This window comes from Halosimplex marinum, from assembly GCF_051414075.1.
GTDB lineage: Archaea > Halobacteriota > Halobacteria > Halobacteriales > Haloarculaceae > Halosimplex > Halosimplex marinum.
Window position 1 is genome coordinate 192174 of the sequence record NZ_JBLKNY010000004.1, and the last position, 24348, is coordinate 216521.

At 74.1% G+C, this 24348-nt stretch carries 21 protein-coding genes; 11 read left to right on the top strand and 10 right to left on the bottom strand.

Annotated features, from left to right (window positions below; genetic code table 11):
- Window positions 1–157 precede the first annotated feature (157 nt).
- The gene (locus tag ACMGFI_RS09195; RefSeq protein ID WP_436909119.1) at window positions 158–6220 is read left to right on the top strand and encodes a PAS domain S-box protein; all 6063 of its coding nucleotides are present in this window, start codon (window positions 158–160) and stop codon (window positions 6218–6220) included.
- Window positions 6221–6310: 90 nt separating this feature from the next.
- Here the strand turns inward: ACMGFI_RS09195 and ACMGFI_RS09200 are convergent, their stop codons facing one another.
- Window positions 6311–7630, bottom strand: coding sequence for an FAD-dependent oxidoreductase (locus ACMGFI_RS09200; RefSeq protein WP_436909122.1), 1320 nt, complete (start codon window positions 7628–7630; stop codon window positions 6311–6313).
- Window positions 7631–8108: 478 nt separating this feature from the next.
- Between ACMGFI_RS09200 and ACMGFI_RS09205 the strand changes: the two genes are divergently transcribed.
- Both ACMGFI_RS09205 and ACMGFI_RS09210 read left to right on the top strand, forming a co-directional pair.
- Window positions 8109–8507: an ArsR/SmtB family transcription factor gene (locus ACMGFI_RS09205; RefSeq protein ID WP_436909123.1), complete on the top strand. Its 399-nt coding sequence runs from the start codon at window positions 8109–8111 to the stop codon at window positions 8505–8507.
- 550 nt (window positions 8508–9057) lie between these two features.
- The gene (locus ACMGFI_RS09210) at window positions 9058–9273 is read left to right on the top strand and encodes a hypothetical protein (RefSeq protein WP_436909124.1); all 216 of its coding nucleotides are present in this window, start codon (window positions 9058–9060) and stop codon (window positions 9271–9273) included.
- A 58-nt stretch (window positions 9274–9331) separates the two neighbouring features.
- Here the strand turns inward: ACMGFI_RS09210 and ACMGFI_RS09215 are convergent, their stop codons facing one another.
- From ACMGFI_RS09215 to ACMGFI_RS09230, 4 genes are all read right to left on the bottom strand, one after another.
- Window positions 9332–9697: a DUF7347 domain-containing protein gene (locus ACMGFI_RS09215; RefSeq protein WP_436909126.1), complete on the bottom strand. Its 366-nt coding sequence runs from the start codon at window positions 9695–9697 to the stop codon at window positions 9332–9334.
- Between the two features lie 5 nt (window positions 9698–9702).
- Window positions 9703–10110 carry an ArsR/SmtB family transcription factor gene (locus ACMGFI_RS09220; protein WP_436909129.1) on the bottom strand — a complete coding sequence of 136 codons (408 nt, stop codon included), beginning with the start codon at window positions 10108–10110 and terminating at the stop codon, window positions 9703–9705.
- A gap of 103 nt (window positions 10111–10213) precedes the next feature.
- Window positions 10214–10459 (bottom strand): hypothetical protein, encoded by a 246-nt coding sequence (locus ACMGFI_RS09225; protein ID WP_436909131.1) that lies wholly within the window; start codon window positions 10457–10459, stop codon window positions 10214–10216.
- A gap of 47 nt (window positions 10460–10506) precedes the next feature.
- Window positions 10507–11898, bottom strand: coding sequence for a glycosyltransferase family 2 protein (locus ACMGFI_RS09230; RefSeq protein WP_436909132.1), 1392 nt, complete (start codon window positions 11896–11898; stop codon window positions 10507–10509).
- Window positions 11899–12039: 141 nt separating this feature from the next.
- Between ACMGFI_RS09230 and ACMGFI_RS09235 the strand changes: the two genes are divergently transcribed.
- A complete protein-coding gene (locus tag ACMGFI_RS09235) occupies window positions 12040–12399 on the top strand; it encodes a DUF7993 family protein (RefSeq protein ID WP_436909133.1) in 360 nt (119 codons plus the stop codon).
- 43 nt (window positions 12400–12442) lie between these two features.
- Here the strand turns inward: ACMGFI_RS09235 and ACMGFI_RS09240 are convergent, their stop codons facing one another.
- Window positions 12443–12706 carry a DUF8075 family protein gene (locus tag ACMGFI_RS09240; RefSeq protein WP_436909134.1) on the bottom strand — a complete coding sequence of 88 codons (264 nt, stop codon included), beginning with the start codon at window positions 12704–12706 and terminating at the stop codon, window positions 12443–12445.
- Window positions 12707–12841: 135 nt separating this feature from the next.
- Here ACMGFI_RS09240 and ACMGFI_RS09245 point away from each other — a divergent pair, with 135 nt between their 5' ends.
- Window positions 12842–13444, top strand: coding sequence for a sulfite oxidase-like oxidoreductase (locus tag ACMGFI_RS09245; protein ID WP_436909135.1), 603 nt, complete (start codon window positions 12842–12844; stop codon window positions 13442–13444).
- 70 nt (window positions 13445–13514) lie between these two features.
- Here the strand turns inward: ACMGFI_RS09245 and ACMGFI_RS09250 are convergent, their stop codons facing one another.
- Window positions 13515–14555, bottom strand: coding sequence for a DHH family phosphoesterase (locus tag ACMGFI_RS09250; protein ID WP_436909136.1), 1041 nt, complete (start codon window positions 14553–14555; stop codon window positions 13515–13517).
- Window positions 14556–14792: 237 nt separating this feature from the next.
- Between ACMGFI_RS09250 and nadE the strand changes: the two genes are divergently transcribed.
- Window positions 14793–15641, top strand: coding sequence for an NAD(+) synthase (gene nadE, locus ACMGFI_RS09255; protein ID WP_436909138.1), 849 nt, complete (start codon window positions 14793–14795; stop codon window positions 15639–15641).
- Window positions 15642–15684: 43 nt separating this feature from the next.
- Here the strand turns inward: nadE and ACMGFI_RS09260 are convergent, their stop codons facing one another.
- From ACMGFI_RS09260 to ACMGFI_RS09270, 3 genes are read right to left on the bottom strand one after another with little or no spacing between them, the layout of a single operon-like run.
- Window positions 15685–16347 carry a hypothetical protein gene (locus tag ACMGFI_RS09260; RefSeq protein ID WP_436909140.1) on the bottom strand — a complete coding sequence of 221 codons (663 nt, stop codon included), beginning with the start codon at window positions 16345–16347 and terminating at the stop codon, window positions 15685–15687.
- The gene (locus tag ACMGFI_RS09265) at window positions 16344–17657 is read right to left on the bottom strand and encodes a cell wall-binding repeat-containing protein (RefSeq protein ID WP_436909143.1); all 1314 of its coding nucleotides are present in this window, start codon (window positions 17655–17657) and stop codon (window positions 16344–16346) included. Before ACMGFI_RS09265 ends, ACMGFI_RS09260 begins: the two co-directional genes overlap by 4 nt.
- Complete coding sequence (locus tag ACMGFI_RS09270; RefSeq protein WP_436909145.1) at window positions 17654–19465, bottom strand: DUF4396 domain-containing protein; 1812 nt, start codon at window positions 19463–19465, stop codon at window positions 17654–17656. Before ACMGFI_RS09270 ends, ACMGFI_RS09265 begins: the two co-directional genes overlap by 4 nt.
- 162 nt (window positions 19466–19627) lie before the next feature.
- Here ACMGFI_RS09270 and ACMGFI_RS09275 point away from each other — a divergent pair, with 162 nt between their 5' ends.
- Genes ACMGFI_RS09275 through ACMGFI_RS09295 form a run of 5 tightly spaced genes read left to right on the top strand, consistent with a single transcriptional unit; the run spans window position 19628 to window position 24296 of the window.
- Window positions 19628–20674, top strand: coding sequence for a DUF4129 domain-containing protein (locus ACMGFI_RS09275; RefSeq protein ID WP_436909148.1), 1047 nt, complete (start codon window positions 19628–19630; stop codon window positions 20672–20674).
- Entirely contained in the window at window positions 20671–21285 is a 615-nt protein-coding gene (locus ACMGFI_RS09280) for a DUF7269 family protein (protein WP_436909151.1), read from the top strand. The genes ACMGFI_RS09275 and ACMGFI_RS09280 overlap by 4 nt, the downstream gene beginning before the upstream one ends.
- Window positions 21278–22861 (top strand): DUF58 domain-containing protein, encoded by a 1584-nt coding sequence (locus ACMGFI_RS09285; RefSeq protein WP_436909152.1) that lies wholly within the window; start codon window positions 21278–21280, stop codon window positions 22859–22861. The genes ACMGFI_RS09280 and ACMGFI_RS09285 overlap by 8 nt, the downstream gene beginning before the upstream one ends.
- Window positions 22858–23361, top strand: a complete 504-nt coding sequence (locus ACMGFI_RS09290; RefSeq protein ID WP_436909154.1) for a DUF7519 family protein — start codon at window positions 22858–22860, stop codon at window positions 23359–23361. The genes ACMGFI_RS09285 and ACMGFI_RS09290 overlap by 4 nt, the downstream gene beginning before the upstream one ends.
- Before the next feature lie 50 nt (window positions 23362–23411).
- Window positions 23412–24296 carry a hypothetical protein gene (locus ACMGFI_RS09295; RefSeq protein ID WP_436909155.1) on the top strand — a complete coding sequence of 295 codons (885 nt, stop codon included), beginning with the start codon at window positions 23412–23414 and terminating at the stop codon, window positions 24294–24296.
- Window positions 24297–24348 lie beyond the last annotated feature (52 nt).

The following is a 24348-nucleotide window of genomic DNA, read 5'->3' on the forward strand; positions in this document are numbered from 1 at the left end:
CGTCCGCATCCGCATCGGCATCCGTGGGTGTCGACCGGAGGACCGATCGAGCGTCGCCGTTGGCGAACGATCGGCCCGCGAGCCGGATTCCTGGCCGATCCCGGTGGGTTCCGACCCCCGCAAACGATTTACGGGTGTCGAGACGAACATGATAGCCATGTTTCCGGTGGGGTCCGACCCCCTGCGGTGTGCGGTCGCGGGCACGGAGGCGGTCGCGGACGCGCTCTCGGGCGCGGAGGTGGACGCCGGACGGGCCGTGGCGGTCGAAGCCGTCGTTGCGGGGACGGGTCGGGACGGGCGGATCGCCGACCGCGATGCGGACTGTCTGGTCGTCGACAGCGGTGCAACCGGTATCGACGCCGAGGCCGTCCTCGACAGGTGGACGGCCGAGCGGCCGGACGACCCGGTCGTGGTGCTGACCGACGAGTGGGACGACGAGCGCGAGGCGGCGGCGCTGTCGGACGGCGCGAGGGAAACGCTCCCCCGGCGGCTGGTCGAGACGGACCCGGCGGTCGTCGCCGAGCGGGTCGGGTCGGCGGTCGAGCGCGAGCACGCCCGCGACACCGCCCGCGAACTGTACGAGGGCGCTGCGGGCGTGACGGCGGTCCACGACCCCGAGACCGGCGAGCTGCTCGACGCCAACCGGGCGTTCCGTGACCTGGTGGGGTGCGACCGCGAGGCGGTGCGGTCGACGGACCCGTCGGCGTTCACGGCCGACGTGCCCGGCTACGACGGCGACCGGCTGGCCAACGCCGTCGCCAGCGTCGGGAGCCGGGGAGACGCGACGGCCGGCCGGGCGGACGGGACGAACGGCGACCCGACCGCAGCGAACGGGGAGGCGAACGCGGGGGACGACCGGGCGGCGCCGATGGAGCTGGAGTGGCCGGTGTCGACGGCCGACGGGTCGGTCCGGTGGGTCGAGTCGCGGCTGCGGCCGGCCGCGGTCGGCGGGCAGCGGGTCGTCCTCGCTGCGTCGGTCGACGTGACCGAGCGGCGGCGCCGCGAGCGGGCCTACGAGCAGGTGTTCGACAACGTCAACGACGTGATCACGGTCCACGACCCGTGGGCCGAGCGACTGGTCGAGGTCAACGAGACGATGGCGGAGCTGACCGGGTACGGCCGGGAGGCGCTCGTCGAGATGGACGTCGACGGCTTCACCGCCGACGAGCCGGGGTCGGGCGGCGAGCGCGCCTACGAGGTCGCCCAGCGGGTCGCCGCGACGGGGGAGGCCGAGACCGTCGAGTGGGTTGTCGAGACGGCGGCGGGCGAGCGCCGGGTGCTGGAGGTGAACCTCGCGCCGGCGACTATCGCCGGCGAGGACCGCGTGCTGGCGCTGTCGCGGGACGTGACCGAGCGCCGCGAGTCCGAGCGCCGCCTCGAACGGGAGCGCGACCGTCGCTCGGCCCTGTTCGAGAACAACCCGGACCCGGTGGTGCGGGTCCGGTTCGAGGGCGACGAGCCGGTGATCCGCGAGGTCAACCCCGCCTTCGAGGACGTGTTCGGCTACTCGCCCGAGGAGGTGGTCGGGGCCGGCGTCGGCGAGGCGGTCGTCCCGGCGAGCGAGCGCGAGGAGTACGAGCGCCTCCGGGCGAGGGCCGCGCGCGGCGAACCCGTCGAACGGGAGATCACCCGGCGGACGGCCGACGGGACCCGGGAGTTTTTCGTCAGGGTCATCCACTTCAGCTCGGACCCGGACGCCGACGAGCCGACGGACGCCTACGTCTGGTACACCGACGTCACCGAGCGGCGCGAACTGGAGCGGACCTACCGCGGCGTCTTCGAGAACGTCTCGGACGGGCTGGTCATCCACGACCCCGAGACGGGCGAGATCACCGACGCCAACGAGCGGTTCTGCGAGATGAACGGCTACGAGCGCGAGGAGCTCGTCGGGGAGACGGTCGACGTGGTCACGGCAGCGGACCACGGCTACGAGGACGCCCGCGAACGCATCAGGGCTGCCCGCGAGGAGGGGCCCCAGCTGTTCGAGTGGCGCAACCGGCGCAGGGACGGCGAGACGTTCCCCGTCGAGGTCCACCTCAGCGTCGTCGACGTCCGCGGCGAGGAGCGGGTGCTCGGCAGCGTCCGGGACATCACCGAGCGCAAGCGCCGGGAACGGGAGTACGAGCAGATCTTCGACGGCGTCAACGACGGGATCGTCGTCCAGGACCCGGAGACGGCCGAGCCGCTCGACGCGAACCGGGCGTTTCTCGACCGCCTGGGCTACGACAGCGTCGCGGCGATCCGCGAGGCGGGCTTCGCGGCGCTCAGCGCGACCGAGGCGGGCTACACCACCGAGCGGGCGCGGGAGATCTGTCGCCGCGTCATGGAGACGGGCGAGCCCGAGACGGTCGAGTGGCAGCAGGAGACGAAATCGGGCGAGCGCCGCTGGATCGAGGCGCGGGTCGCCGCGGCCGAGATCGGCGGCGAGGACCGCGTCCTCTCGATGCAGCGGGACGTGACCGAGCGCAAGCGCCGCGAGCGGCTGGTCCGCGCGCTCCACGAGGCGACCGACGACCTCCAGGACGCGGAGACCCCCCGGGCGGTCTGTGAGGCCGCCGTCGACGCCGCGACCGAGGTGCTGGACCTGTGGCTGCCGACCTGCTGGCTCCGCGGCGGCGCCGACGGGGGCGGCGGGGACAGCGACACGGACGCGCTCGCGCCGGTCGCGACCGGCGACGCGGCCGACCGCCTCTCGCCCGACGAGCGGCCGCGAGCGCTCGAACCCGACGACCTGGAGTACGAGGCGTACGAGACCGGCGAGCGCGGCGTCTACGACCCGGCGGACCTCGACGGCGGGACGCCGCCCGGCGACGCGGTCCTCGTTCCGCTCGGTGAGCACGGCCTGCTGGGCGCGGTCGACCGGGACGGCGACGGGTTCGACGACGTCACGCTCGACGCTGCAGGGATCCTCGCCCGGCACGTCGCCACCGCGCTGGACCGCGTCGAGCGCGCCAGGGAGCTCCGCGAGAGCGAGCGCCGGCTCCGGCTCATCGCCGAGCACATCGACGAGGTCGTCTACCTGGCGGCGGCCGACTTCTCCGAGATCCGCTACATCAACGGCGCCTACGAGGAGATCTACGGCCGTCCGGTCGCGGAACTCGACGAGGACCCGACCGCGTTCGTCGAGGCTGTCCACCCCGACGACCGGGCCGACTACGAGGCCGACGTCGAGCGGTTGATCGCGGACGTCGAGGCCGGCGACCCGGAGGCGGCCTACGAGGGGGAGTACCGCATCGAGCGCGACGGGGAACGGCGGTGGGTCTCGGTCACCCGGTTCCCGGTCGAGAACGCGGACGGGACCGTCGACCGCATCGTCGGCCGGGTCCAGGACGTGACCGAGCGCAGGCGCCGGGAACGGGAGTACGAGCAGATCTTCGACGGCGTCAACGACGCGATCACGGTGTTCGATCCGGAGGCAGGCGAGGTGACCGACGTGAACGAGACCTACCGGGAGATGCTGGGCTACGACCTCGAGGCGATCCGGGAGCTGGGGATCGAGGGACTCAGCGCCGCCGAGGAGGGCTACACCGGCGAGCGGGGCTGGGAGCTCATCCGCGAGGTCGCCGAGACGGGCGAGCCCGAGACCGTCGAGTGGTGCGGCGTGACCCGCTCGGACGAGCGGATCTGGCTCGAAGTCACGCTGGCGCCCGCGGAGATCGGCGGCGAGTTGCGGGTCCTCTCGATACAGCGGGACGTGACCGAGCGCAAGCGCCGTGAGCGCGAGTACGAGCAGATCTTCGACGGCGTCAACGACGCGATCACGGTCCACGACCCGGAGACGGGGGAGATAGTCGACTGCAACGAGCGGATGTGCGAGCTGACCGGCCACGACCGCGAGACACTGCTCTCGGACGGGATGGAGGCGGTCAACGTCCCCGAGGAGGGCTACTCCGGCGAGCGCGCCCGGGAGATAATCCGGGACGTGATGGGCGCCGACGAGCCGGGGAGCCACGAGTGGCTGATCGAGCGAGCGGACGGGGAGCGCCGGCGAGTCGAGGTGAACGACACGCCGGCGACGATCAACGGCCAGCGCCGGTACCTGGCGATCATCCGCGACGTCACCGAACAGCGCCGGACCGAGCGGCGCCTCGGCGCGATCCTCGACCGCATCGACGAGGCCATCTTCATGACCCGCGCCGGGGAGATCACCGCTGCCTCGCAGTCGCCCGACTACGTGAGCTCGGGCTACGAGCGGATCTGGGGGCAGTCCCTGGAGGCGATCCGCGAGACGTACGAGGACGGCTTCTTCGGGACGCTCCACCCGGACGACGAGAGCGAGTACCGGTCGTTCGTGGCGGGGATCGTCGACGACGTCGACGACGGGACGGCGGCCGACAGCTACTCCCGCGAGTACCGCATCGAGCGACCCGACGGGGAACGGCGGTGGGTGCAGTCGGACTTCTACCCGACCGACTGGGAGACCGGCGACGACCGGATCGTGATCGTGAGCCGCGACATCACCGACCGGAAGGCCCGCGAGCGCCGCATGGCGTCGTTCGACGACGCGACCGACGACCTGGCGACCGCGGACACCCCCGAGGAGGCGACCCGGACGGCGGTCGAGGCGGCCGCCGGGACCCTCGACCTCCCCGCGGTCGGCGCGTTCCTCTACGACGCCGACGACGGCGTGCTCCGCCCGGAGGTCCTGACCGGCCCGCTGCCCGACGCCGAGGGGGTCGACCCGGTCGGCCCGGGGGACGGACGCCTCTGGGAGGGGTTCGCCACCGGAACGGTCGTCGCCCCTGACGGCGGCCGCGAGGAGGCCGGCTTCGTCGGCGGCGGGGGCGGGGACGGGACCGACGGCGGCGGGGACGGTCCCGGCGTGCTGGCGGCGCTTGCGACCTGGCGCGCGCTCGCGCTCGGCAACCACGGGGTCCTGCTGGTCGGCGCTCCCGAGGGCGAGCTCGGGTCGGAGACGATACAGGGGGCGCACGTGCTGGCCGCGACGCTGGAGGCCGCGCTCAACCACCTCGAAGGCCGCCAGCGACTCGAAGCCCGCGAGGAACAGCTACGCACCCAGACCGAGCGGGCCGAACGGCTCGACCGGATCGCCCGGCTCACCCAGCAGGTCGAGGCCGCCATCACCGACGCGAGCGACCCCGGCGAGGTCGAGCGGGCGGTCTGCGAGCGCCTCGCGGGCTCCGGCCCGTACGACCTGGCGTGGGTCGGCGGCGTCGAGGTCGGCACCGACCGCCTCGTCCCGCGGGCGGTCGTCGGCGCGTCGGAGGGGTACGTTACGGGGCTGGACCTGACGACGGCCGACGACACGGCCGACCCCCACCCCGCGGTCGCGGCGTGGGGGCACGAGGCGGTCCGGGTCGCGGACTCGCTCGTCGGCGACGGCCCGGCCGACGACTGGCGGCGCCGCAGCCTCGCGGAGGGGTTCCAGTCGCTGTGTGCCGTCCCGCTGACGTACGACGGCATCACCCACGGCGTGTTGACCGTCGGCACGGACTCCCCGAAGGCGTTCGGCGACCGCGAGCGGGAGGTGCTCGCGCAGCTGGGGACGTCGATCGCGAACGCGCTCGCGGCCGTCGAGCGGCGGCGGGCGCTGGAGTCCGACGAGACGGTCGAACTGGAGTTCGCGGGCGGCGGCGACGCGCTGCCGTTCGCCCGCGCGGCCGAGGCGGCCGGCTGTCGGGTCTCGCTCGAACGGACCGTCTCCCGACAGGACGGCCCGGTCAGCGTCTACTACGGCTTCGAGGGCGACGTGCCGGCCGACGCCCCGGAGATCGCGGCCCGGACGCTGCCCGGGTCGGTCGACGTGGTGGCCGACGACGAGTCGTCGACGCTGGTCGAGTCGCGGGCCGACGGGTGGTTCGGCGCGCCGCTGGCGGAGTACGGCGGCGTCCTGCGCGAGGCGTCGGCCGACCCCGACGGGGCGACGGTCGTCGTCGAGGTGCCCCGACAGGCCGACGTGCGGTCGTTCGTCGAGCGGCTGGCGGAGATCGCACCGTCGCTCGACCTCGCGGCCAGGCGCCAGCACCGGCGCCGGGACCGGACGCCGGCGGAGCTGGCCGACCGGGCCCGCGAGGAGCTCACCGACCGGCAGTTCGAGGTCCTCCGGACCGCCCTCTCGGCGGGCTACTTCGAGTGGCCCCGCGAGAACGACGGGGGCGAGGTCGCCGACCGCCTCGACATCACGCAGCCGACGTTCAACAAGCACCTCCGGATCGCAGAGCGCGAGGTCTTCGGGCTCCTGTTCGACGCCGACGCGTGACCGGCGGTCCCGTTCGACGACGGGGACCTGACCGCGGTCGCCGACCGCGGATGCGACGGCACGCGAGCGGGCGCGCGGCCCGCCGAGGCGTCACCGGACCCCCTCGCGCTGGCGGTCAGCCAGCCGCTCGCAGAGCGCGGGGCCGAGCGCGACCGTCCGGAGCAGCGCGACCGCGGTCAGCGGCGGCTCGGCGGCGTCGGGAACCGGGTACCCGTGGTCGGTCCGTACAGCCGCGGCCGTCCGGCCGAGGGTCGCGAGTCGGCGGGCGCGGCCGGCGGCGTAGGCGTCGACGGCCGCCGGCGCCGGCCGGTCCGCGCGCGCCATCGCCCTGACGAACGCGAGCGCGCCCTCGATCCCGAGCCCGGTCCGGAACCCGGTCGCCGGCGCGACCGGACAGGCGACCGGCCCGCAGGCGGCGACGCGCCCGTCGCCCCACGACGCCCGCGCGGGCGCCCCGTCGCCCAGTCGGACCTGCCGGACGGGCGCCGGGTCGACCCCGTCGAGGGCCGTCGCGACCGCGGCGGCGTCGGCCGGCAACACCGCGTCGGCGCTCGCGTCCTCGGCTCCCGACCGGCGGTCCGGAGCCGGCGCCGTGACCCTGAGCCGTTCCCGGGACTCGCCGGGACAGGGGAGCCGCTGGACGAGCGCCGCGTCGTGCCACCGCTCCCGGATCCGGTTCCCGTCGGAAGCGTCGCTGCCCGCCTCGGTCGCGGTCTCGTACTGGACCAGCCCCACTCGCTCCGCCCGCCCCGGGCCGGCCGGGCGAAGCGACGGGTCGAGCCCGCCGGCGTCGACGACCACGTCGAACCACTCGCGGACGCCGTCGGCGAACTCGACCGCGACGCCGTCGTCGCGCGCAGAGAGCGCGGCGACGGGCGTGTCGCGACGGCGCTGGCGGTCGGGGAGGCGCGCTTCGAGCGCCCGGCGGAGCTCGCCCGTCCGGACGAGGAGGGGCGACGCTCCGGTCGCTCCCTCGGTGGCTCCGATGTCGGCCCGACTCCCCGAGTCGGTCCCGCCGACGGACACGCCGCTCACGGGGACGCCGCGGTCCCGGACCGCCGTGGCGGCGTCGACGGCGTCGAGCGCCGCGAGCGCCGACGGCGTCAGCGAGGTCACCCGCGACCGGTCCGGCTCGTCGCCGCCCGCCACGACCAGCGGGTCGTACCCCGCCCGCCGGAGGAACAGCGCGAGCGCGACGCCGACGGCGGTGGCACCGACGACCAGCACCTGCCTGTCGGGGTAGGTCCCGATCACGTCGTCGACGGGGGCCTGGACCGCCGGCGACGCCGAGCGGTCAGCGTCGCCCGTCCGTTCGGCGTCGCCTGTCCGTTCGGCGTCGTCCGCCCGTTTGGCGTCGCCCGCCCGTTCGGTCGATGCGTCCGACCCGTCGGCGTCGCCGTCGGTGGACACGCCGGCGGGGGGGTCCCCGTCGGTCCGTCGACCCGCGTCGGCCGGTGGGCCCGAATCCGCGCCCGCGTTCCGGGTCCGCCGGGGGTCGTCCAGCGGGCGGTGGGCCGACAGCGGGCGGACGCCCGTCCGGTGGTCGGGAGAAGGCTTCGCGGACCGGGCGGGCGGGGTCCCATCCCGGTCGAGGGAGCGGTCGGTCGGACTCCGGTCCCCCCGCGTGAGACGGCGACTCGGGCGCGACGGTCGACGGTCCTGCATTCGGTGACCGTTCGCGGCCGCCCCACCTAAGGGGCCGAACCGTGTTTCGCGCCGGGAAACAGCGCGGTCGACCCGGGTTCAACCGTCGCGGACGCGACCACGCCGGGGTTCCGACCGTGTGAACCACCCCCAACACAACGTGTGTAGCCACCGGAGGTCGGCCGTGACAACGCAAGTTGCCAGTACGCCGAGGGGTGTCGGGGCGGATGGTACGGACAGACCGATGTCACTCACCGAATCCGCGCGGTCCGGCCCCGTCGAGTCGGGCGACGACGCGTCGGGGGAGCTCTCGACCGACGAACTCCTGGAACTGCTGGACGCGGCGTACACGCGGGCGATCCTCGAAGCGATCCGGACGGAACCGAAGCCGGCCCGTGCCATCGCGGAGGCGTGCGGCGCGTCCCGGCCGACGGTGTACCGGCGGCTGAACCGGCTGCGGGACGCGGGCCTCGTCGAGACGGACCTCGCCTGCGACGCCGACGGCCACCACCGGACGGTGTTCGAGGCGTCGTTCGAGTCCGTGACCATCGGCTTCACCGACGACGGCCTCTCGGTGACGGCCACCGACGGTACGGGCGGGCGCTCGTCACGCCAGTCGCCGCGGCCCGCGCCCGGCGCGTGACCGGACTGTCCTCCAACCTCGTCGGTCTCCCGGCCCCGTGTTTCAGCGCCCGAAACACTGGACGCCGTTTGATTACGTCCCGGGCGGTATCGTCGATCACCCGCCCGGGCCGGAGGCGGGCTCCAGTATCCGGCCCCGTCACCCCTCCGTGACGCCGAATCCACCCGTCGCTGCCCGTCCGACCGATCCACCTGGCATCGCCCGTCCGACCGATCCACCCGCCACCCGGGCCGTCGGTCCCGCCCGTCCTCACCCGGGCCGTCGGCCCTGTCTGTCAGGCCCCGCCGGACCGCCGTTCGGTCCCTTTCGCCGGCTGTCCGCCGTCGACTGACCGGTCCCCCGCCCGCTTCGGCCCCGACTCGCGCCCCCGATCTCGTCGCGGCCCGAATCCCCTCCCGCGGTCCGGATCCCGACCCGACCACGGACCGGCCGGACCGTCGACCGCGGCTCGCGCCCCGCGGATCAGTGTCGGTGTCGCCGTTCCGGACGGAGTTTCCGACCCTGAAGCCCTGTTTCCCCTTTTATGATCACGGCGCCCCCGGTCTCAGACATGAGCGACCCCGGCGACTCCGAGAGCACCGCCCCCTGGATTGCCGACCGGCCACCCCGGTCCGACACCCCCGACGGAGCGCCCCGGATCGAGGCGATCCCGGACGCCGACGCGGGGACCGTCACGTTCGCTGCCCGAGACGACGGCGCGGACGCGACCGCCGCGTGGATCACCGTCGACGCGTCGCTGGTCGTCGATGTCGGAGACTACACCTGAGCGGGCGCTCCGCGCGCGCCCGGACAGACGCGGCGAGAACGCGGGTGAAGCGCCCGACTCAGTCGCTCGCCGACCCGGATTCGGCGGCCTCGTCGAGCGCCGGGACGGCGATCAGGGCGGCGACGAAGCGCTCGCCGCGGGCGGTCAGCCCGTAGCCGCCGTCCGTTCGGCGGACACACCGCCCGCGCAGCCGCTGGAGGTGGTAGTTGAACCGGCCGCTCCCGTCGACGCCCGACCGGCGGCGGAGCGCCGCGAACGGCAGCGGCGCGTCGTCGGCCCGCCACAGCGTCGAGAGGATGGCCCGCCGCGCCTCGTCGGTCGCCAGTTCGAGCGCCTCCGGCGGCGGGAGCGACCCGTCGGTCCCGCGGCGACCCGGCTGCTCGGGGGCGTCGTCGTTCGGCTGCCCGGTGGCTGTCGATGCCATCGGACTCACCCGGTCCGACCCCGGGCGGTCCCGGCCGGTCCGCCCTCCGAGACCGCGCGGCGGGTGTCGTCGACCCGGTCGCCGTCGCCGGCTATCAGCACGAGCGGGTCGCCGTCGGGGGCGTACACGTCCATCTCGGTGCCCTTCTCGGAGTACCACTGGCCGACGACCGCGACGAGCCCGGCGTCGACGAGGTTGCCGAGGTGGTAGTCGACGTTCTGGAGCGACGTGTCGACCCGGTCGGCGAGCTCCGACTGGGTCGCCGGCTCCCGGTACAGCTCCGAGAGGATCGACCGCGCGCGGTCCGCCGAGAGGGCCGAGAAGACGGCCCCGGACTCCTCGTCGCCGATCGCGACGACTTCGGGGCCGGCCGACCCGTCGACCGGCGGCTCTCGCGGCAGCAGGTGGCTCATACCCCACACAACTACCCCGTCCCCCAGAAGCGGTTTCACTACGTCCGTTGACGGTCCGGATCCGACGGGCTAGATAGATTGATCCGACCGGTGCGGCCGGCCGCTATGCGAGGCCGTCCTCGGTCGTCACCGACAGGAAGACGTCTTCGAGCGTCGGGTCCTCGCGGGCCTCCATGCGGTCGGCCGGGTCCGCGGGCGGGCCGCCGACGACGATCCGCCCGTCGTAGAGGATCCCGACCGCCGTCGCGACCTGACCCGGACAGCGTGGCCGACGGATGACCGTGTACTCACCGCCGGGCGGTTCTCGCACCGGGACGAAAACGGCCGCGCCGAGTTGCAGTCTCTGCAACGGCGGACCCCCTTGGGCCGGTTTCCTGGGGACGGGCCGGGCGGCGGTCAGACGCCCTTGGCGACGCTGTACCACTCGCCGTCCCAGGTGAACAGGTAGGCGGTGAGCGCGCGGATGCCGACGAGGCTGTACAGCGGGAGGACCAGCGGCGTCGCGAGCCACGCGAGGCCGACGCAGTCGACCCGCTCGCGGCGGGCGTCCGCGACCCGCATCGCGAGCGCCGAGAGCGCCAGCGTCGCGACGGGGAGCGCGAGCCAGGTCGCCGCGCCGCTGACGACGAGGACGGCGGCCTTCGAGACCAAGGAGAGCATGAAGAGGTTGCCCAGCACCGAGCCCGCACAGAGCAGCGGGGCGAGCAGCGTCCGGTAGTTGCGGGGCGAGCGACACCCCGCGATGAGGCGGTGGAGCGTCTGGGCGTAGCCGGTCATCCAGCGCTTGCGCTGGCCCCACCAGTCGGCCGCGGAGTGGGCGCCCTCGATGGTCGAGGTCTGCGAGAGCAGTTCCTCGACGTCGAGGCCCGCCTCGTAGCAGTCGAAGGCGAAGGCGTAGTCCTCGGTGAGCATCGCGGGGTCGTAGCCGCCGACGGCCTCGAAGGCCGACCGGCGCATCACGACCGTCCGGCTGGCCGCCATCGTGAAGTCGGTCACCAGGGTCAGCAGGCGCTTGCCCAGGTCGCCCAGCACGACCGACTCGTAGTAGGCGACCGTCTCGACGAGGCCGTCGGGCTCGGGGACGGTCCGGCCCTGGACCACCTCGCAGTCGTCGAGGCGGGCGACGGCCGTCGAGACGAACCGCGGGTCGACCCGCTCGTCGGCGTCGAAGACGGCCAGGTACGGGGAGTCGGTCACCTCGGCGGCGTAGTCGACGGCGCCGGCCTTGCTGCCGGGGTAGCGGGTGTTGACCAGCAGGTCGACGCGCTCCTCGCGGTCGGCGTACTCGCGGGCGCGTTCGACGGAGGCGTCGTCGCCGGGCTCGGCGACGACGACCACCCGCAGGTCGTCGTAGCGGCTGTCGAGCAGGCTCTCGACGCTCCGGTGGAGAGCCTCGGCGTCGCGGTGGACGGGGACGACGGCGGTGACCGTCGGGCCGGTCGTCGGCCGGCGGTCGGTGCCTTCGACCGCCCGCTGGCCGAACAGGGCCAGCGCCGAACAGCCGAACATCCCGGAGACGGTGAAACAGGCCATCACCGCCTGGACGACGACGATACTGCCGAGGCCGAGGCCGAGGACGGTCGGGACCGCGACGACGACGGTCATGCCGCCCTGGAGGTAGCCGGCGACGACGACGGCCGCGACGAGGCCGACGGCGGTCGTCGCGTCGGCCGCCTCGCGGACGGAGTTCGGGCGGAGCTGCCCGACCGCGGCGCCGACGCGGCGCAGCGACCGGCGGATGCGGCCAGGGCTGGGGCTAACGGAGGGGAGGGCGTTTCGGGGACGCATCGTGTCTCGACGGTCGCACGCCCCTCACATAAAAATATTCTCACGACTTCAGGTTCGGCAACTCGGCGGAGCCGCGTCCGGTCAAGCCTCGCGGCGCCCGCCGGCGGGATCGTTTTCCGGCCGCCGTGCGGAGACGGAGGTATGTCGACGGATCCGGACGGACGGGAACTCGCCCGGCGGCTCGCGGACGCCCTCGCGGGCGCGGACAGTCCGTCGGTCGTCGACGAGCGGGCCGAGCCGGCCCCGACCGCGGACGGGACGGTCGCCTACGCGGTGGCCGCCGGGTCGCGGCGACTCGCGGAGGTGTCCGTCCATCCGAACCGGGCGCGTGTCGAGTTCCGCGCAGCGCCCGACGAAGCGGCCACAGCGGCGCGGGACGCGGGGCTTCGGGTCCGGCCGAAGGCGGTGCGACCGCCCCGGACGCTCGTGTTCGTCGAATCCCCCGGGGAGGGCGAGCGGGTGCTCGACGTTGTCGAGGCCGTCGTCGCCGCCCTCGATTGACCGGCGAGCGCCGCCCCCGGCTGTCGGGTCGGCGTCGCGCCGCTCACCCGCGCTCGGAGCGGGCGCCCGCGGCGCCCTCGTCGGCGTGGTCGAGACAGCGGATCTCGCCGGAGTCGGTGTCGAAGGCGAACGGGTCGCCGGGGGCGATCCGGCGGCCGTCGACGGCGCAGCCGTCGTCGTGGCGGAGGAAGTACCGCCCCTCGGCGCGGCCGGTCTCCAGGCGACCGGCCTGGACGGCGAACTTCACGAGCCCCTCGCCGATCTGGGTGCGCTCGGGCGTGTCGGCTTCGAGGCGGATGACGGGCATCGCTGGCCGAACGTAGCGGCGGCCGCCCGATAAACCGTCGGCCGGCCGGCGCAGGCGGCCGGACCGACGAGCCGGGACGACGGACGTGGCACTCTCAATCCGGTCGCTTAGGGGCTGCCCCGCCGAAGGGCGTCCATGGGCGTCAGAGACGTGACCGACATCCACGAGGAGTTCGACGGCGAGCGGCTCCCGCCGGGCCAGCGCGAGACCGAGCGGTTCCCCGTCCTCTCGCTGAACAAGACCCCCGAGTTCGACCCCGACGACTGGGCGTTCACCGTCCGCGGCGCCGTCGACGAGGAGCTGACCTACTCGTGGGACGAGTTCCGCGAGTTGCCGACCGAGACCCAGCGCCAGGACTTCCACTGCGTGACGGGCTGGAGCCGCTTCGACAACGAGTTCCGGGGCGTCCCGTTCCCCGAGATCGCCGAGCGCGCCGGCGTCGCCGACGACGCTGTCCACGTCATGTTCGGCGCGATGGACGGCTACTCGACGAACCTGCCCCTCGACGAGTGTATGCGTCGCGAAGTGCTGTTCGTCCGCGAGTTCGACGGCGACCCGCTCCCCTCCGACCACGGCGGCCCCCTGCGGGTGGTCACGCCGCACAAGTACGCCTACAAGGGCGCCAAGTGGGTCGACGGCGTCACCTTCCTCACCGAACCCCAGCGGGGCTACTGGGAGAAACGCGGCTACTCGAACACCGCGAACCCGTGGGCCGAGGACCGATACACGACGGTCTGAGCGGCGGGCCGTCGGCGCCCGACCGGCGCGCGCCCGCCGGGGCGTCGGCCAGTCGTGGGTCGTCGCTCGCTCACCCGCTCGACTCCTCGGACAGCCGGAGTTCTGCGACGAGGCGGGCGGTGACGACCTGTTCGACGATATCGACGAGCCCCTCGTCGTCGGCGGTGTAGTCGGCGAAGACGCCGAGCGGGACCTCGCCGCCGGCCATGTCGCGGTGGCCGCCGGCGGTCCCCACGTCCCCGAAGGCGTCGTCGAGCGCGTCGCCGAGGTGGATTCGCGAGTCGACGGTCCGCCCGCTGAGGTGGATCGACCGGCCGACGATGCCGAAGACGATGGCGGTCTCGACGCCCTCCAGCGTCCGGAGGTAGTCGGCGGCCTGCGGGAGCGCGTCGCGCTCGGTCGTCCGGCCGACGTTGGAGATGAGCACCGAGCCGCGGGTCCGCCGGTGCTCGATGGCGGTGGCGATGGCGTCGAGCGTGGCGCCGGTGACCGACGGGCTCGCGAGCTGGCGGAGCAGGTCGACGTCGGCCCGCTCGTGGAGGTAGCCGGCGGCCTCGTACTCCGCGCGGGTCGTCCCGCGGAGGAACTCCAGGGTCTCCCGGCGGATGGCGAACAGTAGCCCCGTCGCGAGAGTCCCGTCGAGGTCCACGTCGAGGTCGCGGACGTACTCGGTGAAGACGGTCGCGGTGGCGCCAAGTTCCTCGCGGTGGTCGACGAAGCGGGCGTCGATCTCCTCGGCGGGGTGGTGGTCGACCACGACGTCGACGGGCGTCCCCTCCGGGACGCGGTTGTTCCGGCCCGGGACCGAGTGGTCGACGAGCGCGAGCAGCGACCCGTCCGGTCGGTCGCGGACCCGCTCGGGCTCGAACGGCTCCAGGTCGACGTCGAGCAGGGTGACGAACGCGCGGTTCTGCTGGTGGGTGATCGCCCCGCTGTAGCAGATGCGCCGCTCGTCGATCCCGGCGTCGGCCGCGATCCGACCCAGCGCGAGCGCGCTCGCGAGGCAGTCCGGGTCAGGGTTGTTGTGACAGACGATGGTGATCGCCTCGCCCTCCCCGAGCAGGTCGCGGAGTTCCTCCGCCGGGCGGGCGGTCGCCGGTGACTGAGTCATCCCGGGTCGAGCGCCGTAGGGGTTCGGCCGGCAAAACGCGCCGGCCGGCACACGCCACGGCCGCCCCTCGGTGTCTCGGGAGTCCGCGCGGCGGGACGTATTAGGTGTATCATGGGTACGGCAGACCCCTAATAGGTATGTAGACAACCTCTAAGAGTCGCCGAGCGCGCGGATCGAGCGTGATCGACCGACGCCACGCGAACGACGCGAACCGACCGACCCGGGCGGTGGTACGCCGTGAGTGACGCGGCCCGCCATCCCCGCGTGCTGGACCTCCCCCGGGACGAGACGGGCCTGGCGACGACGACCGTCGCGCTCAGGCGACTGCAGGAGTTGCTGCCGGAGTTTCTCGTCGATCAGGTCGACGATGCCGATGCCGAGGGGCTGGTCGTGCCGCTGGACGGCGGGGTCGCCACGGCGACGGCGGCAGCGCTGGCCGTCGACGCGGTCGGCGCCGGGGACGTGCTCGGGCTCGCGATGCCGGCGGGGCTGACCGACGAGGCGACCGCCCGGACCGCCGAGACGGTCGCGGAGATGCTTGGGATCGACCACCGACGGTTGCAACTGCAGCCGGTCGTCGGGGCATTCCAGGAGATGGTCGGCGACGCGGGCGGCCCGGCCGACGACCTGGTGGCGACGGACAACGCCGTCGAGCGGTTCCGGACGGCGACGGCCTACTACTTCGCCAACCGCCGGGACGCGCTCGTCGTCGGGCCGGTCGACCGCACGGCCCGGCTGCTCGGGTCCTCGACGAAGTACGGCGAGACTGGCGTCGACTGCTTCCTGTTCGGCGACCTCTACCGCACGGAGGTCCGCGCGCTCGCCGGGGCGATGGACCTGCCCGTCGAGATGCTGTCGGAGGCCGAGCGCGCGTCCCCGGGCGACGCGACCGACGCGGACCGCCTCGACGTGGACGCCGAGACGGTCGACCGGGCACTGCGCCTGCACGTCGACGAGGGTCGGGAACCGCGGGCGGTCGCCGACCGACTGGGAATCGACCGCTCGGTCGTGACCCGGCTGAAAGAGTGGTGCGCGGCGACGCGACACAAGCGGCACATGCCGCCGAAGCCGTCGACGAACCGCTGAGCGGGACGCGACCGGACGGGAGCGAGCGCCCCTCGCGCTCCCGTCAGCCCGACCCCGGCCCCGACTCCGACTCGGCGTCCGACCGGACCGCCGACCCCGAGTTGGCGTCGGCCCCGTCCGAGGCGTCGGCTCCGCCCGGGGCGTCGGACTCGGCCTGCGGGTTCGAGCCGGCCCGGCGGTCGGCCGGCGCCGCCGCGGGCGTGCGGCGCGTTTCGACGCCGGAGACCCGGTCGCGGTGAGGGTGCTCGTGGACGAGGACGCTCGCCTCGACGGCGGTCGCGCCGTGACCGCGGAGCATCGTCGCCGTCTCGTCGGCGCGGCGGTCGGGGACGGCGACGGCGACGCGCGGGCCGTCGGGTTCGGGGGCGTCGCGGTAGGTGCCGGCGAGGCCGCCGACGAACCCGCCGCCGGCGGCGCCGGCGCCGAAGCCGAAGACCGCGAGTTCCAGCTGCCCGGCGGCCATCAGCGGGCTCAGCCGCGGGACCCAGAGGGCGTCGAACGCCATCGCGAGCATGACGGCCGCGCCGAGCAGGCCGCCGAGCAGGCCGCCCCAGGCGAGGCCGCGGGCCTCTGGCAGTCGCGCCGACGGGTCGAAGAAGGGGTCGTCGACCTCCGGCCGGTAGGGCCGGCGGTCGGTCTCGCGCAGCGACCGCTCGGCCTCGCTCGCGGCGTCTTCGTCGTCGAACCGCGCGACGACTCGCTTCACGATCCCCCACCTCCGTTTCCGTTCGAGCCGCCGTCGGTCGCGCCGGATCCGTCCCCGTTTCCGTCCGGACCGCCGTCGTCGGGACCGGTCCGGTCGCCCTCCAGGAGCGCGTGGATCTCCGCCTGCACGCCGCGGCTCACGGAGTCGGGCGGGCCGACGATCCAGCCGTGGTTGTACTTGCGGTCGTAGGGGGCGGCCTCGGTGGGCTGGAAGAACTTCCGGAGGTAGTTAGCGACCGGGGTCGGCACTTCGCCCTCGCGGACGGCGAGCATCGGGCCGTGCTTGCCGCGGTGGCTCTCGACGCTTGCGGGCAGGGCCGTCTGCCAGTCGTCGACGTTGGCGACGATGACGTTGTGACCCGGCTCGGCCAGTCCCCAGCCGACCGACCGCGCCCACTCGCCGAACCACCAGCCCTGGTTGCGGCCGATGTCCTTGAACCCGGCCCAGGCCGCGCTGATGCTGTAGGGGTCGCCGGCGTCGGGGACCCGCGTCACGTGGCCGAACTCCCCGAGGTCGCGGGCGACGCCCGCTCCGATGGCGCCCTCGTCGCCCAGCAGGTACATGTAGGCGTGGTCGTAGCGGGCCTCCAGTTGTTCGGCCGTCTCCTCGGGGACCCCGTCGGCGTCGACCCAGAGGAAGCCGTCGCCGGCGTGGGCGTTCCACGACTGGACGGGGACCGCCCGCTCGGGCGCGTCGCGGCTGGCGACCAGCACCTCGTCCTCGTGGTTGCCGTGCATCGAACTGACGTACTGGTCGACGTTCGCCGCGACGCTCACCGGGTCCGACCCCGGGATGCGCCGGACGTTCATCCCCATCGACTCGACTTCCTCGCGGACGCTCGCACCGACGTACCGCTCGCCGCCGATCAGGTACACCTGGACGTTGTCGTCCATGCCGACGCCCTCGGGGTGGGCGCGCTCGATCTCCGCCCGGGTCGCCTCGGGGAGTTCGTCCGGGCGCGTGAGCAGGACCGCGCCGTCGATTGGGTGGTGGATGAGACCGACGCCCGGGAGAGCGGCCTCCAGCACCTCGTCGTTGACCAAGATGACGGCCCCGGGGCGAGTGTGTTCGTTGACGGCGGTGTAGACGTTCTGACAGAACGCGGCGGCGGTCTCGTAGCGGTTCGCGCCGGCGAGGCGGGTGGTCATCGTCGTCGCCGTCCACTCGTCGAACTCGGCGCTGGCGGGGCCGGTCTGCTGGTCGGAATCGTCCTCCTGCGCGCCGAGCGCGGCACCAACGCCGAGGGCGCCCGCGCCGGCCGGCAGCGCCAGCGCGTCCCGCAGGAACGAGCGGCGGCTGCGGTCGGTCACAGCGCACCACCCGGCTTGACGTTGCGCCGGACGAGCAGTCCGTTCACCGGCCAGGCGACGAGAAACCCGACCAGGACCGAGAACGCCATCACGCCGTACCAGAGGATCGCGTCGTCCCCCGGCATCATGGGCAGGTTGACCATCATGAGCACGTACATCATCGTCATCATCCCCACGGAGACGCTGGTCATGCTGACCGCCACCGCGAGCAGCCCCCGCTTGGCCGCCGTCTGCCGGTCCAGTCCCATGCCGTCCGCGAACATCGGGACGTGGAAGACGACCCATGAGACGAGGAAGGCCACGACGTAGACGACGGCCATCGTGAGCACCATCGGGCTCCCGAGGGCGAACAGACGCCCCTCGAACACGACCATCGGCATCCCGAAGTACGTCAGGGCGAACGCCGTCGCGACCATCGTCGTCCCCGCGAAGCCGACGCCCATCGCGGTCGCGGCGGCCGCCCGCAGCCAGTAGGGTCGCACCACCCTGGGTCCGTTCTCCGTGTCGACCACCTCGCGGCCGCGGTAGGCCGACCAGTACAGCGCCAGGCCGACGGGACCGAGCACGAGCGTCAACAGCGGCCAGGCCATCCGCGTCCAGCGGTTCGTCCGCGAGAGCCGGTGGCGCGCGTGGACGAAGACGAACGACGCCCCCAGGAGGCCGAACGCCGCCCACACGGCCGAGAGCGCGTCGAGCGGGCTCATGCCCGCGCCCTGCAGGCGGTAGGGGGTGATCTCGACGGCGTAGTCGCTGCGGGCCTGGCTCACCCACGATACCTCGTCGAGCGTGCCGGCGACGAAGACGTGGTTGAACGGCCCCTCGGCGGGCGTCGAGAACCACGCCGACTGGCTGCGCCAGAGGAAGTTCTCGGTGATCGCCGGGAGGCCGCCGTCGGCGTGGGTCAGCAGGAGCGGCCCGGCCTTCCCCCACTGGAGGTTGCTCGTCGCGACCGCGTGGCCGGGCCGCTCGGGGTTGACGAGCATCGCGTTCGTGTAGCCGACCTTGTCCCTGCGGTCCATCCCCCAGCCGAACTCGCGGGACTCGTCGCGGAACTTCGCGACCTGGACGGCGTGGTCCTGGGGCGTCCGCCCGGCGACGCGGGTCCACTCGACGTCGAGGCTGGCGAGCGCGTCCCGGGGGATCAGGTCCGGTGGCGCGAGCACGTAGACGTGCGAGGCGTTCACCGCGGCGATGGCCTCGCGGGTGGGTTCGGGGACGCCGCTCCCGTTCGCGTAGAGGACCGGGTCGCCGCTGTAGGCGCTCCAGGCGGCCGCGGGCGCGGCCCAGGCCGCCGACTCGGAGCTGACGAGGACGACGTTGTTCGGGCTCACCGCGTCGGGGCCGCCGCGGGTCGCGATCCCGGCGGCCGTCTCGGCGGGGTCGCCGCCGGAGAGCCGGACCGTCCGGACGCCGTCGTCGACCCCCTCGCCGGTGCCCGTGTCCCGGTCGACGCTCGCGTTCGCGCCCGGCCGCGGCGCGTCGCCCGCGAGGACGACGGCGTCGGCGGCGGCCCGCAGTCGCGCGGCGGCGAGGCCGGTCCGCCAGTCGTCCTCCGGCACGCGGACGACGGTGTCGTAGGAGAGGTTCGCCCCGGGCGGCCGGGCGGCCAGGGCGGTGTCGGCACTCAACCCTTCGGTGTCGTTCGCCGGGAACCGGGTCACGTCCTTGGTCTGCATCGTCGCGTAGCTCCCCTCCGGCGTCTGCCCGTAGTCGAACAGCGTCAGCGCGACGACGTACAGCGGCTGGGCCGCGACCAGGATCGCGACCAGCGCCGCGACGACGACGGCGATCGATCGCCAGCGGTCCATGGTATCGGTCGGGGTTGGATCGCCGCCTCACTGTGGCGACGGCTTGCCTTCGCAGGCGCTGTGACGGGCGCCTCCGACCGGGGTCGTCGGAGGGACCCGCGATCCCCGAAACGCGGCGGCGGCGCCCGGTACCCATAAGGGCCGGAATCCACTAGAGCGGGTGTGGATCCGTCACGCGTGAGTCCGCGGACGGTCGCGCTCGCGGTCCTGTGCGTCGCGGTGATCGCGTTCGCGGCAGCGACGCTGGACTCGACGACGAACCCGGACCCGTCGGCCGGCGCGGGCTACACCGGCGCCGACGAGGACCTGGGTGGGGAGCGCACGCCCGCGGAGGAGTCGACCGGCGACAGCCGCAGCCCGCGGGACTCGCTGCTCGACCTCGAGACCGAGCCCGGGACGCCCCTGCAGTTCTGCCAGCCGTGGCTCAAGCAGCCGCTCGTCCAGCTGCTGTTGCTGTTCGGGGTCCTGGGCGTGTTCTCGGTCGGCCGCTGGCTCGACGACGCGGCGACCGGGCTGGCGGCGGTCTTCGTCGTCGGCTACCCCGGCTTCTTCCTCTATCTGCTGTTCACGACCTGTCGGACGGACCCCGGGCTGCTCGGGTTCGCCGACGGCGGGCGGCCGGCCGAGCGCGGCGGCGGGCTGTTCGGCGGGCAGAGCACGGTCGCGGCGCCCTCGGTCTCGACGACGCTGTTGCTCGTGCTCGTCGTCGGCACGCTGGTCGCCGTCGCGGCGCTGGTGTTGACCGGCAACCACGACCAGCGCGAGGAGTACGAGTCCGGCGGCGACGACGACGAGCCCGAGCCCGAACCGGCGACGGACGTCGGGGCGGTCGGCGCGGCGGCCGGGCGGGCGGCCGACCGCATCGAGGGGAGCGACGAGTTCGAGAACGAGGTCTACCGCGCCTGGGCGGCGATGACCGACCACCTCGCGGTCGACCGGCCGGAGTCGAGCACGCCCGCGGAGTTCGCGACCGCCGCGACGGCCGCGGGGATGGACCCGGCGGACGTGGCCCGACTCACCGACCTCTTCGAGGAAGTGCGCTACGGCGACGCGGAGCCGACCGCCGAGCGCGAGCGGACAGCCGTCGAGACGCTTCGGCGGATCGAGGCGACCTACGCCGACGCGGACGCGGACAGAGACGCCGACGGATCGGGTCGCGCCGACGACTCGGACGGCGCCGGTGACGCCGGCGGGAGGGATCTGCGGTGAGCCGGAGCGTCACGGCGACGGTAGGGGCGCTCCTCGGCGTCGTCGGGATCGCGGCGCTGGCCGCCCCGGGGATCACGGCGCCGCTGCCGACGGGCGAGCCGTTCGTCCTGCTGGTCGGGCTGGTGCTCATTCTGGGGGCGGTGGCGCAGGTCCAGCGGCGCCGCCACACCGACCCGGAGTACGCGGAGACGCCGGACGCCGAGCTGGCGGTCGAGCTGCCGACGCCGGGCGACGACCTGGACCGGCGGCTCGGCCGGCTGCGGCTGACGCGGTTCAACGAGGCCGAGCGCCACCGCGTCCGCGACGAGATCGGCGACGTGGCCGCGGAGACGATCCGGCGCCGCGAGCGCTGCTCGGAGGAGGCCGCCCGGCGGGCGCTCGACGAGGGCACCTGGACCGACGACCCGTTCGCCGCCGCCTTCTTCACCGGGCGGGTGCCGGAGGCGCCGACGACCGACCGCCTGCGCGAGCTGTTCGACCGCGAGTCGCCGTTCAAGCGCCGCGCCGTCCGGGCGGTCGACGCCCTCGAACGGCTGCTGGAGCCCGACGACCGGCGAGACGCCAGCGACCGGCCGGACGGCGACGACCGGCGGGAGGTCACCGATGAGTGACGGCGATTCGGAACCGCCGGACTTCGAGCGTCCGGACGCCGACCGTCCGGGTTCGGAGGGCCGGGACCCCGAGCGGTCGGACCCTGAACGGACGGCGGCCGAACGCCCGGACGGCGGGCGGGCGGTGCTCGACGAGGCCGACGAGCCGTCGGTCGACGCCGGCGACGGGGCCGAACGGGCCGCGGAACCGGCCGAGCGACCGGGTGCGGCGGACGACGCGGCGACGGCCGAGGGGACGGTGGACGGGGCGGGCGCGGACGCGGACGCGGCGACGCCGGGGCCGTCGGCGGTGACGGTCCGCTCGGCGCGCGTGCGGTCGACGAACCACTGGGTCGGGTTCGCGGCGCTGGTCTTCCTGTCGGCGGGGCTGGGGGCGCTGACCCGCTCGCGGCCGCTCATGCTCGCGGCCGTGGTGGGCGTCGGCTACCTCGCCTACGCGAACACGACCGAGGCGCCCGACCCGCGGCTGGCCGTCGAGCGGCGCCTCTCGGAGGCGGATCCCGAGCCCGGCGACACCGTGGAGGTGACGGTCGTCGTCGAGAACGTCGGGGAGGCGGTCCTGCCGGACCTGCGGGTCGTCGAGCAGGTGCCCGAGGCGCTGGCGGTCACCGACGGGCCGGCGCGGGCGGCGACCGCGCTCCGGCCGGGCTCGCGGATGACCTTCTCCTACGAGGTGCTCGCGCGGCGGGGCGCCTACCGCTTCGAGGGCCTGACGGTCATCGCGCGCAACGCCAGCGGCAGCCGCGAGCGGGAGCTGGACGTCGAGACGGAGCCGGCGGCGGTCACCTGCCTCGCGCCGGTCGACGCGACGGACACGGTCCCGCTGCGCGGGCTCACCTCGCCGTACACCGGCCGCGTCCCGACGGACTCGTCGGGCGAGGGCACGGAGTTCGCGTCGCTGCGGGAGTACCAGCACGGCGACGCCCTCTCGCGGATCGACTGGAACACCTACGCCCGCGACCGGACGCTGACGACCATGGAGTTCCGCGAGGAGCGCATGGCGACGGTCGTGATCGTCCTCGATCTGCGCGCCGAGGCGTACCTCCGGGCCGGCGAGGACGGTCCCCACGCGGTCGACCGCGGCATCGACGCCGCCCGGCGGGTGTTCAACTCGCTGCTCGACACGGGCGACCGCGTGGGGCTGGCGGCGTTCGCCACGGATAACGTCTGGTTGCCGCCGGGGGCGGGGCCGACCCACCGCGCCCGCGCCCGGGAGCTGCTGTCGACCCACTCGGCGCTGTCGCCGACGCCGCCGGACCGGCGGGTGTACGTCCGCACCCGGCTGCGCCGGCTCGTCAAGCGGCTCGACGACGACGCGCAGGTCGTGTTCGTCTCGCCGATGCCCGACGAGACCAGCGCCGTGATCGCCCGCTCGCTGCACGTGCGGGGCCACGCCGTCACCGTCGTCAGCCCGGACCCGACGATGCGGGACACGCCGGGGCGACGGCTGGCCGCGATCGACCGGTCGAACCGGCTGAACGACCTCCGCGGCGGCGACGTGCGCGTCGTCGACTGGGGCGGCGACGAGCGGCTGGCCGAGGCGCTCGAACGCGCGCGCAGGCGGTGGTCCGGATGAGCGGGACCGAGGTCACCCGCCGCCCGGGTCGGCACTCGCTGGTCGTCTCGGGCGTCGCGGGCGCGACGGCGGCGGCGATGGCGCTGGCCGGGAGCGGCGCGGGCGCGGCCGTGGCGGCACTGGGGACGGCCGCGCTACTCGCCGGCGTCCGGCGGGCGAACCACCGCGTCGTCGACGCCGGAGGGCTGGTCGCGTTCCTCGGGGTCGCCCTCGCGGCGCTGTCGGACGCGCCCGCGGCGGCGGTCCTGTTCGGGACGGTCGGGGCGGTCGTCGCCTGGGACGCCGGCACCAACGCCGTCTCGCTGGGCCGGCAACTCGGCGCCGAGGCCGACACCGTCCGCGCCGAGAACCTCCACGCGATGGCCGGCGCCGTCGTCGGCCTCGTCACCGCCGTCTTCGGGCTCGTCCTCTTCGAGGTCGGCCCCACCCGCCAGCCCGTCACTACGCTGTTCGTCCTCCTGATCGCCGCGACGTTCCTCGTCGTCGCGCTGAACCGGTAAACGCCGGAGTGACCGAAGCGCTTTTCTAGTCAGGTGGTAAGCAACCTGCCATGAACGGCAGAGCGGTCCTGGCGTGGGTCGGGGGCATTCCGCTGACGCTGCTCGGGCTGTTGCTTCTTGTCGGCGCTCCGCCGGTGGGTATCGTGGTCGTGCTGGTCGGGTTGTACGTGCTCCCGCCGGTCAACCGCCGGATCGAGGTCGACATCGCTCCGTCGTGGGCGGCCGCCTGGGTCGCCGGCGCGCTCCTGTTTCTCTTCGCGCTCGTGATCGCACACCTGGTTCCGATCGCCGCCGCAGTCGCCGTGGTCGGCGGGATCGTCGCGCTCCCGCCGGTTCGCCGCCAGGTGACGGGTCGGACGCGGCTCAAACTCCGGCGGTCGGTGGTCGTCGGGGTCGTCCTGCTGGCCGCGGTCGGCGCGAGCGCGACGGCCGCGCTCGCGCTGCAGACCGACGAGACGCTCGGACACGAGACGGTGGTCCACGACGTCGGCGAGCGGTTCACCGTCGACGGCGAGGACAGCGACCTCGCGCTCACGGTCGAGGCCGTCAACCGGACGTACTCGCTCGAACGGCCCGATGCGGTAGTCGTGGGCGCCCCTGAGGAGGTGTATCTCGTCGTCACGCTCCGGATCGAGAACGTCGGCGACGAGCACGTCACCTTTCAGGACGGGTCGCTCACCGCGATGAGCGAGGACGGCCAGCGGAGCTACGAGATGCACGAAGACACGAACGAGATCCGCGAACGAGGCCCATACCGGGCGCCCGGACTGGAGCTGTCGCCGACGACCTCCGGTCCGCGGCTCGACGCCGGCGAGAGTATCACCCGGACCGTGGCGTTCCAGGTCGAATCCGGCCGGACGTACCTGCTTACGGTCCCGGAGGCGGGTCCGTACTCCGGCGCCGACCACCATTACGTCCCGCTCGGGGCGGTGTAACCGGCGTCGCTCCCGAGTCCGGGGTCGCAAGTATCAAGGCACTTGCCACTTA

What these genes read in the sequence shown, in the direction of transcription:
- ACMGFI_RS09195 (WP_436909119.1), top strand. Translation starts at nt 158, where the DNA reads ATGTTTCCGGTGGGGTCCGACCCCCTGCGGTGTGCGGTCGCGGGCACG.
- ACMGFI_RS09205 (WP_436909123.1), top strand. Translation starts at nt 8,109, where the DNA reads ATGTCACTCACCGAATCCGCGCGGTCCGGCCCCGTCGAGTCGGGCGAC.
- ACMGFI_RS09210 (WP_436909124.1), top strand. Translation starts at nt 9,058, where the DNA reads ATGAGCGACCCCGGCGACTCCGAGAGCACCGCCCCCTGGATTGCCGAC.
- ACMGFI_RS09215 (WP_436909126.1), bottom strand. Translation starts at nt 9,697, where the DNA reads ATGGCATCGACAGCCACCGGGCAGCCGAACGACGACGCCCCCGAGCAG.
- ACMGFI_RS09220 (WP_436909129.1), bottom strand. Translation starts at nt 10,110, where the DNA reads ATGAGCCACCTGCTGCCGCGAGAGCCGCCGGTCGACGGGTCGGCCGGC.
- ACMGFI_RS09230 (WP_436909132.1), bottom strand. Translation starts at nt 11,898, where the DNA reads ATGCGTCCCCGAAACGCCCTCCCCTCCGTTAGCCCCAGCCCTGGCCGC.
- ACMGFI_RS09235 (WP_436909133.1), top strand. Translation starts at nt 12,040, where the DNA reads ATGTCGACGGATCCGGACGGACGGGAACTCGCCCGGCGGCTCGCGGAC.
- ACMGFI_RS09240 (WP_436909134.1), bottom strand. Translation starts at nt 12,706, where the DNA reads ATGCCCGTCATCCGCCTCGAAGCCGACACGCCCGAGCGCACCCAGATC.
- ACMGFI_RS09245 (WP_436909135.1), top strand. Translation starts at nt 12,842, where the DNA reads ATGGGCGTCAGAGACGTGACCGACATCCACGAGGAGTTCGACGGCGAG.
- ACMGFI_RS09250 (WP_436909136.1), bottom strand. Translation starts at nt 14,555, where the DNA reads ATGACTCAGTCACCGGCGACCGCCCGCCCGGCGGAGGAACTCCGCGAC.
- ACMGFI_RS09270 (WP_436909145.1), bottom strand. Translation starts at nt 19,465, where the DNA reads ATGGACCGCTGGCGATCGATCGCCGTCGTCGTCGCGGCGCTGGTCGCG.
- ACMGFI_RS09285 (WP_436909152.1), top strand. Translation starts at nt 21,278, where the DNA reads ATGAGTGACGGCGATTCGGAACCGCCGGACTTCGAGCGTCCGGACGCC.
- ACMGFI_RS09290 (WP_436909154.1), top strand. Translation starts at nt 22,858, where the DNA reads ATGAGCGGGACCGAGGTCACCCGCCGCCCGGGTCGGCACTCGCTGGTC.
- ACMGFI_RS09295 (WP_436909155.1), top strand. Translation starts at nt 23,412, where the DNA reads ATGAACGGCAGAGCGGTCCTGGCGTGGGTCGGGGGCATTCCGCTGACG.